Origin of the sequence: Streptomyces regalis, from assembly GCF_001509475.1 — a bacterium.
GTDB classification, from domain to species: domain Bacteria; phylum Actinomycetota; class Actinomycetes; order Streptomycetales; family Streptomycetaceae; genus Streptomyces; species Streptomyces regalis.
On record NZ_LLZG01000384.1, the window covers coordinates 67,723 to 75,246 of the forward strand.

General features: G+C 71.6%; 7 protein-coding genes and 1 pseudogene. 3 read left to right on the top strand and 5 right to left on the bottom strand.

The genetic code is table 11. From position 1 onward, the window contains the following. Positions 1 to 20 precede the first annotated feature (20 nt). A complete protein-coding gene (locus ADL12_RS39020) occupies positions 21 to 917 on the bottom strand; it encodes a LysR family transcriptional regulator (protein WP_062712051.1) in 897 nt (298 codons plus the stop codon). 108 nt (positions 918 to 1,025) lie between these two features. Here ADL12_RS39020 and ADL12_RS57275 point away from each other — a divergent pair. Then, positions 1,026 to 1,202, top strand: a pseudogene (locus tag ADL12_RS57275) (SDR family NAD(P)-dependent oxidoreductase); the annotation flags it as partial. On the opposite strand, the gene ADL12_RS39025 reads toward ADL12_RS57275, so the two are convergent. The 3 genes from ADL12_RS39025 to ADL12_RS39035 are packed head-to-tail and all read right to left on the bottom strand — an operon-like array spanning position 1,186 to position 3,831. Further along, positions 1,186 to 2,016 carry a class I SAM-dependent methyltransferase gene (locus ADL12_RS39025; protein WP_062712054.1) on the bottom strand — a complete coding sequence of 277 codons (831 nt, stop codon included), beginning with the start codon at positions 2,014 to 2,016 and terminating at the stop codon, positions 1,186 to 1,188. The pseudogene ADL12_RS57275 and the gene ADL12_RS39025 overlap by 17 nt on opposite strands. 40 nt (positions 2,017 to 2,056) lie before the next feature. Then, a complete protein-coding gene (locus ADL12_RS39030; protein ID WP_062712057.1) occupies positions 2,057 to 2,731 on the bottom strand; it encodes a response regulator in 675 nt (224 codons plus the stop codon). Further along, positions 2,728 to 3,831 (bottom strand): sensor histidine kinase, encoded by a 1,104-nt coding sequence (locus tag ADL12_RS39035; protein ID WP_062712060.1) that lies wholly within the window; start codon positions 3,829 to 3,831, stop codon positions 2,728 to 2,730. Before ADL12_RS39035 ends, ADL12_RS39030 begins: the two co-directional genes overlap by 4 nt. Positions 3,832 to 3,998: 167 nt before the next feature. Between ADL12_RS39035 and ADL12_RS39040 the strand changes: the two genes are divergently transcribed. Continuing rightward, a complete protein-coding gene (locus ADL12_RS39040) occupies positions 3,999 to 5,006 on the top strand; it encodes a carboxymuconolactone decarboxylase family protein (RefSeq protein ID WP_062712063.1) in 1,008 nt (335 codons plus the stop codon). Positions 5,007 to 5,156: 150 nt separating this feature from the next. Beyond that, complete coding sequence (locus ADL12_RS39045; RefSeq protein ID WP_062712066.1) at positions 5,157 to 5,819, top strand: hypothetical protein; 663 nt, start codon at positions 5,157 to 5,159, stop codon at positions 5,817 to 5,819. A gap of 51 nt (positions 5,820 to 5,870) precedes the next feature. Here the strand turns inward: ADL12_RS39045 and ADL12_RS39050 are convergent, their stop codons facing one another. Further along, the gene (locus ADL12_RS39050) at positions 5,871 to 7,418 is read right to left on the bottom strand and encodes an NCS1 family nucleobase:cation symporter-1 (protein WP_062712069.1); all 1,548 of its coding nucleotides are present in this window, start codon (positions 7,416 to 7,418) and stop codon (positions 5,871 to 5,873) included. Between the last annotated feature and the right edge of the window lie 106 nt (positions 7,419 to 7,524).

The window sequence follows — 7,524 nt, forward strand, 5'->3', positions numbered from 1 at the left end:
AACCGCTTCCTTCTCGGCCGTCAGGACGCCGGCGAGAAGGAAGCGGACTCGGACCAGGTCTCCTGACGCAGGAGTTCGAGCAGGGCCGCCTCCGCCGGGCCCGCGCCCTGCCGGACAACGGCGATGACGGGCTGGGACACGACCGGGAACACCGGGCGAACGAGGTGCTCGTGACCGTGGGGCACCGCGGAGGCCGGGACGAGCGTCACCCCCAACCCGTGGGCGGCCCAGCGCACGGCCGTCGCCGTCTGGGACACGCGGGCGGCCGTGGTCGAGGCCAGATCGTTGCCCCGCAGCACGTCCAGCAGCACGCCGTCGAGCGCGCTGTCACGGTCGAACCTCACCCACGACTCGCCCTCCAGGTCGCGCAGCTCGACCCGGTCCGCGGCAAGCTGCCGGTGCCCGGCGCCCAGCACCACGACGAACTCCTCGTCGCCGAGGTGGTGGGCGTCGGCGGGGCTCCGCTCGCACGCCGCCATCAGTGCGAGGTTCAGTACGCCCTGGCGGCACAGCCGCTCCAGCTCGGCGGAGCTGGGCTCCTCGAAGACGGTGACCTCCAACCGCGGGAAGCGGCGGCGCAGCGCGCCCAGCGCGCCCGGCAGCTGCCGCGTGCCAAACCCCATCTGCACCGAGACCACCAGCTCGCCCACCAGCTCGTCGGCGCCTGCCCGCGCCGTCGACCTCGCCCGCCGCGCCGCGCTCACCGCGACCTCCGCCTCCCGCAGGAACGCGCGGCCGACCACGGTGGGCACCAGTCCGGTCGGCGTGCGGGCGAACAGCTCCACGCCGAGTTCCCGCTCCAGTCCGCGGATCTGCTGGGACACCGACGGTTGAGCAACATGCAGCCGCTCCGCCGCCGCCGTCACCGAGCCCTCCTCGGCAATGGCCAGGGCGTACTCGAACTGACGAAGGCTCATCGGCTCCTGTCCCCTTCCTGCGGTGGACCGCGGTCCACCCGTTGTCATCGTCGCAGTCGCAAGCAACTCAGTTCCGCCGGCAGGGATTCCCACGACACGGCCAGAGCCGGCCGCGTCGTCAACGTGTCGTCCTCGCTGCACCGCACGGCGTCCATCCAGTGGTCCGACCCCAACCGCGCCCGCCGCTACTCCCGACTCGCCGCCTACGCACAGTCCCAGCCGGCCCTGACGGTGTTCGTCGCCGACCCGCTCCACCGCCCGAACTCAACTACGGCAACCGTCTGCCCGCAGTCAGCAGATGCCCGCTGGCACCGAGGAGACCCGGCTCGGACTCGATGTGCCGGCACGCCGCCAGGACGGTCTCGCGGCGCTCCGGGTCGTCGAGCCAGTCCTCGACACCGCCCATGAGCCAGGCGACGCCCTCGACGCCGTACTGGCCCTCGACGGTGAGTCCGGCCTCGGCGAACTCCGTGGGCACCTCGTCGGGTTGGGCGAAGTGAGCCACGGTGAAGAACCCGTCCTCGTGGTAGGGATGTCGTCCGTCCGCCAGGACGGCGTCGGTCCGTTCGCGGTGCTGCGGGATGAAGTAGCGCTCCTCACGCAGGAGGTCGTGCAGCTGCGCGAAGCGGTTGATGGTGGCCGCGACCACCAGCCCACCCGGCCGGACCGCCCGGTGCGCCTCCGCCAACGCCCTGACCCGGTCGGCCCGTTCAGGCAGGTGGTACAGCGGGCCGAGCATCAGCACCACGTCGCAGGCGGCATCGGAGGCGGGCAGCTCGCGCGCGTCCCCGGGGCGGGCGGTGACGCCGGGGATCCGGGCGGCCTGCTCGACATGGAGCGGCACAGGATCGACGAGCTCGACCTCGTACCCGTCCTGCGCGAGCCACTCCGCGTGCACCCCGCTGCCGCCTCCGACGTCCAGCACGCGCGCGGGCGCCGCGGGCAACGACCGCCGGAGCACGTCCTGCGTGCGCCAGAACTCCAGCCGTCCGGCGGGGGCGCCGCCCTCTCTGAGCCGGTCGTCCTCCTTGCCCCGCGCGTAGTAGGCGAGGATCTCCTCGCGCACGGCGGGCTGTTTCGCGTCCGTCGTCTCGGTCATCGCCTCAGGTTGCTGATCGCCGCCCGCCCGGCGCAACGGGTTATGCCCCGCGTGCCGTCACCAGCCCCGACTCATAGGCGAAGACCACCAGTTGGGCCCGGTCCCTTGCCCCCAGTTTCGTCATCGCCCTGCTGATGTGGGTCTTCGCCGTGAAGGGGCTGATCACCATGTGCTCGGCGATCTCCTCGTTCGTCAGCCCCCGCGCCGCCAGCGCCGTCACCTCGCGTTCGCGGCGTGTCAGGCACTCCAGGCCGGGGGCGGTGGCCCGGTCGGGTGGGCGGGAGACGAACTCGCCGATCAGGGTGCGGGTCACCGCCGGGGAGAGCAGCGCCTCGCCGCGTGCCACCACCTCGATGGCCTGGAGCAGGTCGGCCGGTTCGGTGTCCTTGAGGAGGAAGCCGCCGGCGCCGGCTCGCAGGGCCTCGAAGACGTACTCGTCGTGGCCGTAGTTCGTCAGGATCACCACGCGGACCGGCGCCAGCGCCGGGTCCGCGGCGATCCTGCGCGTCGCCTCGATGCCCGTCATCACCGGCATCTGTACGTCGATCAGCGCGATGTCGGGGACCTGGGCGCGGATCAGTGCCAATCCCTGCTCGCCGTCCGCGGCCTCGCCGACCACCTCGATGCCGTCCTCGGCGTCCAGCAGGGCCCTGAAGCCCGCCCGCATCAGCGCCTGGTCGTCGACGAGCGCCACTCTGATCACGTCGTCCGTCATGCCGTCTCCCCCAGCGGCAGCCGCGCCCGCACCGCGAACCCGCCCTCCGCGCGCGGGGCGGCGTGCAGGGTGCCGCCGAGGGCCGTGACGCGTTCACGCATGCCGGTCAGACCGATGCCGGGGGTGGGCGGGCCGGCCGGGTCGGCGGCGCCGTCGTCCTCGACGCCTATCGTCAACTCCACCTCCCCGTAGATGAGTTGTACGGTCACCTTCGCCGGGCCCGCGTGCCGCGCCGCGTTCGTCAAGGCTTCCTGGACGATGCGGTACATCGCCCGGTCGACCGTCGCCGCCAGCGGCCGCTCCTCCCCCGTCACCGTCAGTTCGACCGCGAGGCCCGCCGCCCGCGCCCGCTCCACGAGCAGCGCGGGTGTGCCGGTGGGCTCGTCCGTGCGCAGCACCTCCAGCGTGGCGCGCAGCTCGCGCATCGCCTCCCCGCTCGCCTCCTGGATGGCGAGCAGCGCGGGCGGCACCTCCTCGCCGCGCTTGCGGGCCAGGTGCACGGCGACGCCCGCCTGGAGCTTGACGATCGAGATGCTGTGGGTAAGGGAGTCGTGCAACTCGCGTGCTATGCGCAGACGTTCCTCGCCGGCCCTGCGCAACGCCGCCTCCTCCCGGGTGCGTTCGGCCTCCAGGGCGCGCTGCTCGGTCTGGCGCAGATACGCCTGCCAGTTGCGGTCGGCCAGGCCCGTCACCACCGCGCACAGGAACCAGCCGGCGAGCAGCAGCGCCTCCCGCGAGACGTCCGAGCCCGCCGAGCCCGCCGCCACGTATCCGCCGAGGAAGACGGCGGCGGCCGCCGCGGCCGTGCCCCGGTGTCCGGTCCGCGACGCGGTGTGCACCGCGCCCACGACGGGGACGGCCAGGCTGCTCGCGGGTCCGGCGTGGACGACTGCGGCGAGCAGGCTGCCGGTGGTGACCGCGAGCACCACGCGCGGAGCCGTGCGGTGCCCGGCCAGGGCAAGCGAACCGACCGCGATCAGCGCGCAGTCCACGGGTCCGGCGCGGCCGTCCGCCACGGCGGCGAGCAGGACGATCACGCCGACCACGACCGCGACGGCCAGGTCGACGAGCCGCCCACGGGTGATCCGAAGCCCACTCATGCCCGCACACTAGACCGCCCCACCGACAGCGACGTCACCCCTGTGGACGGCTCCTGGACTACTCCCCACGCAGTAGTGCCCGGCACCGGCCCGCCCGGCCGGCGCAGCCCCGACTGCCTTCGGCAGTACGACGACGCGGCCCACCCCGGCGGCGCACGCTGCTGCCCATGTCCACACCCTTCCGATACACCGAACCCCTCCCGCCGAAGTCGGCCACCGGCACCGTCGCCGAGGTGTACGCGCAGATCGCCCTGGACTTCGGCATCGCCGAGCCCGTCACCTTCGTGGTCCTGTCCTCCGCACCCGAACTCCTCGCCCCCACCTGGGCATTGATGCGCGAGTCGCTCATCGCGGGGGCCGGCAGCCGGACCGGCAAGGAACTGGCGGCCCTCGGGGTGTCGCTCGCCAACAAGTGCCCGTTCTGCGTGGACGCGCACACCGTGCTGCTGCACGCCACCGGCGACCACGGGCTCGCGGAGCGGCTGGCCCGGGGTGAAGCCCCGCAGAGCGAGGAGCACGCGCGCGTACTGGCCTGGGGGCGGCACACGCGCGTGCCCGGCGCCGCCCTGGAGCCGTATCCCTTCCCGCGCGAGCACGCCCCCGCCTATCTCGGCACCGCGCTCACCTTCCACTTCATCAACCGCATCGCGTCGGCCCTGCTGACCGAGAACCTGCTCCCCGCGGGCGCCCAGCGCTTCCGGGCGGTACGCAGCCTCGCGGGCCGCACGCTCGCCCGTACCGTGCGCCGCCCCGCCCGGCCCGGCACCGCCCTCGCCCTGCTCGACCACATCGACCCCGGCGAAGCCCCCGCCTGGGCGGACGGCACACCCGTAGGCCTCGCGTACGCGGCGCTGCTCAGGGCGGCCATGCGGGGCGCGGGCCTGCTCGACACCGACGACCATCACCTCGTGGAGCAGACCCTGCAGGACTGGGACGGAAGCCATCCGCCGCTCACCCTGGACGGGTTCCCGGACCGCCGGGAGCGTCCGGGGGCGCGCCTGGCGCTGCTGGCCGCCCTCGCGCCGTACCGCATCACGGACGAGGACGTGGCGGCCTGGCGCCGGCCGGAGCACACCGACCACTGCCTGGTGCATCTCGTCGCATACGGCGCGTTCGTGGCCGTGGACCGTATCGAAAGCTCACTTTCCGCTCAAATCATCCGGGAGGCCCTGTAACTCACCCAGGACACCACGTAATTACGGCCCTGTCGTAACCGCGTCAGCACGGAGCGAGTTGGCACTTCCGCCTCACAGGGAGTCATGTGACACTGGCGTCCCGTCCGCAGTGCGGACTCCCTCCGCACCGTCCCCCACGAAAAGTGCGCCGTGCGTTCTCTTCCCTTGCCGCTCGCCCTCACCGCGCGCCTGTCGCCCGTCATCGTGCTCGCCGCGGCGGGCTGGGCACTGTCGTCCGGACCTGCGACGCAGGCCGCCGACGAGCCGGCGGCGCAGAAGAGCGGCGACGATTCGCCCTCGGCCCCCGCGACGGCGGCGGTGTCGAAGACGTACGCCTCCGCTCCCGCGCCGTGCGACAGCCTGAGCGCGAAAACGGTCAAGTCGCTCGTGCCGGGCGCCAAGGCGGCCGGCAAGGAGATCCCGTCGACGGACTCGAAGCTGCGCCGCACCTGCTCGTGGAACGCGCTCAAGGGCTACGACTACCGCTGGCTGGACGTGCAGTTCGAGATCACGGAGTCGGACGACGCGGCGGAGAAGTCCTACAAGGAGCGCGTCGCGGACAAGAGCGGCGGAGGCGCTGTCCCCGGCATCGGCGACTCGGGGTACTCCGTCGTGAACCTCACCACCGAGGACAATCAACAGACCCGAGAGGGCGTGGTGATGATCCGCGCGTCCAACGCGCTGGTCTCCATCACCTACAGCGGAAGCGACTTCGAGTCGAAGAAGGCGCCCAGCACGGACGACATCAACAAGGGCGCCATCAAGGCGGCCAAGGAGGCGGTGGCCGCGCTGGAGGACGGCCAGAAGGGCTGACCGTCCTCCAGAAAGTCCCTCCAGAGGTCCTTTCACAGCGGGTTGGCGGGTTCAGACCTCGACGCGTTCCTTGTGCCCGGCCATCAGCACCACGTACAGCACCAGCGAGGCGCCCAGGCCCACTGCCCAGCCGTAGTCGGCGAGCGGCTTGAGGAACGGGATCAGTCCGTCGACCGGGAACGGTCCGGTCTTCGTACCGTCGGCGCCGACACCCGAGTACGAGCCGCCGACCGCGAGGACGCCGCCGACCAGGAAGGCGACGATGGCGCGCCAGTTCCAGCCGCCCGAGTACCAGTAGCGCCCGCCGGGCGTGTACAGATCCGCGAGGTGCAGGACCGTGCGCCTGACGATCCAGTAGTCGGCGATCAGGATGCCCGCGACCGTGCCGAGCAGGCCGCCGACCACGCCGAGCCAGGTGAAGATGTAGAACTCCGGGGTGGAGATCAGCTTCCACGGGAAGATCAGCACACCGATGACACCGGTGATCAGCGCGCCCGTACGGAAGTTGATGAGCTTCGGTGCCAGGTTCGCCAGGTCGTACGCCGGGGAGACCACGTTCGCCGCGATGTTCACGGAGATCGTGGCGACCAGGACGACGATGAGGGCGAAGAGCAGGCCGAAGACGCTGTCCGTCTTGGCAGCGAGGGTGACCGGGTCCCAGATCGCCTCGCCGTAGACCACCTCGGAGCCGGAGGTGACCAGCACGGCGAGAACCGCGAAGAGGGTCATCGTGGTGGGCAGGCCCAGGGACTGGCCCCAGGTCTGCGCCTTCTGACTGGCACCGAAACGGGTGAAGTCAGGGATATTGAGGGACAAAGTTGCCCAAAAACCAATCATTCCCATGAGGGACGGGAAGAAGACCGGCCAGAAGTCGGGGCCCCAGCCCAGCTTCGAGGGCTGGTCGAGCAGCGCGCCGAAGCCGTCCGCCTTGACCGCGATCCAGACCAGCAGAACGAGGGCGCCGACGATCACGAAGGGCGCGGCCCAGTTCTCGAAGTGCCGCAGGAAGTCCATGCCGCGATAGATGATGGCGATCTGCGCGGCCCAGAAGAGGACGAAGCACAGCCACAGGGGCCACGGGTTGCCCGCGATCTTGCCCGCGTTCTCCCACTCACCGCCGGTGAGCTTGGAGCCGAGGACGAAGATGCCGCTGCCGCCGATCCAGGTCTGGATGCCGAACCAGCCGCAGGCCACGGCCGCCCGGATCAGCGCCGGGATGTTGGCGCCGCGCAGCCCGAAGGAGGCCCGCGCCAGCACCGGGAACGGGATGCCGTACTTGGGTCCGGCGTGCCCGGTGGCCAGCATCGGCAACAGCACGATGACGTTGGCCAGGGCGATGGTGAAGACGGCCTGCTTCCAGTCCATGCCGAGGGCGACCAGGCCGGAGGCCAGGGTCCAGCTCGGGATGCAGTGGGCCATGGAGATCCACAGGGCCGCGAAGTTGTACGTCGTCCACTTGCGCTCGGCGACCGGAACGGGACGCAGATCCTCGTTGGCGAAGGGACTGTCGGCGGGGAATGCCTCGGGGGCGAGCTCGATGCGTCCACCGACGTCGGCGGACTGGGATATCGGTGACCCCGTGGGGACTGTGTCGGTCATGGGCAGGCCAATCGATCAGGGCGGGACGGGATAGGCCGTGCGGGGGCCTTGGGCCCGTCCCCGAGGTGGGAGGCGGGGAGGCCGGGCCGCGGGGAGGGAGACAAGG

What these genes read in the sequence shown, in the direction of transcription:
- ADL12_RS39020 (WP_062712051.1), bottom strand. Translation starts at nt 917, where the DNA reads ATGAGCCTTCGTCAGTTCGAGTACGCCCTGGCCATTGCCGAGGAGGGC.
- ADL12_RS39025 (WP_062712054.1), bottom strand. Translation starts at nt 2,016, where the DNA reads ATGACCGAGACGACGGACGCGAAACAGCCCGCCGTGCGCGAGGAGATC.
- ADL12_RS39030 (WP_062712057.1), bottom strand. Translation starts at nt 2,731, where the DNA reads ATGACGGACGACGTGATCAGAGTGGCGCTCGTCGACGACCAGGCGCTG.
- ADL12_RS39035 (WP_062712060.1), bottom strand. Translation starts at nt 3,831, where the DNA reads ATGAGTGGGCTTCGGATCACCCGTGGGCGGCTCGTCGACCTGGCCGTC.
- ADL12_RS39040 (WP_062712063.1), top strand. Translation starts at nt 3,999, where the DNA reads ATGTCCACACCCTTCCGATACACCGAACCCCTCCCGCCGAAGTCGGCC.
- ADL12_RS39050 (WP_062712069.1), bottom strand. Translation starts at nt 7,418, where the DNA reads ATGACCGACACAGTCCCCACGGGGTCACCGATATCCCAGTCCGCCGAC.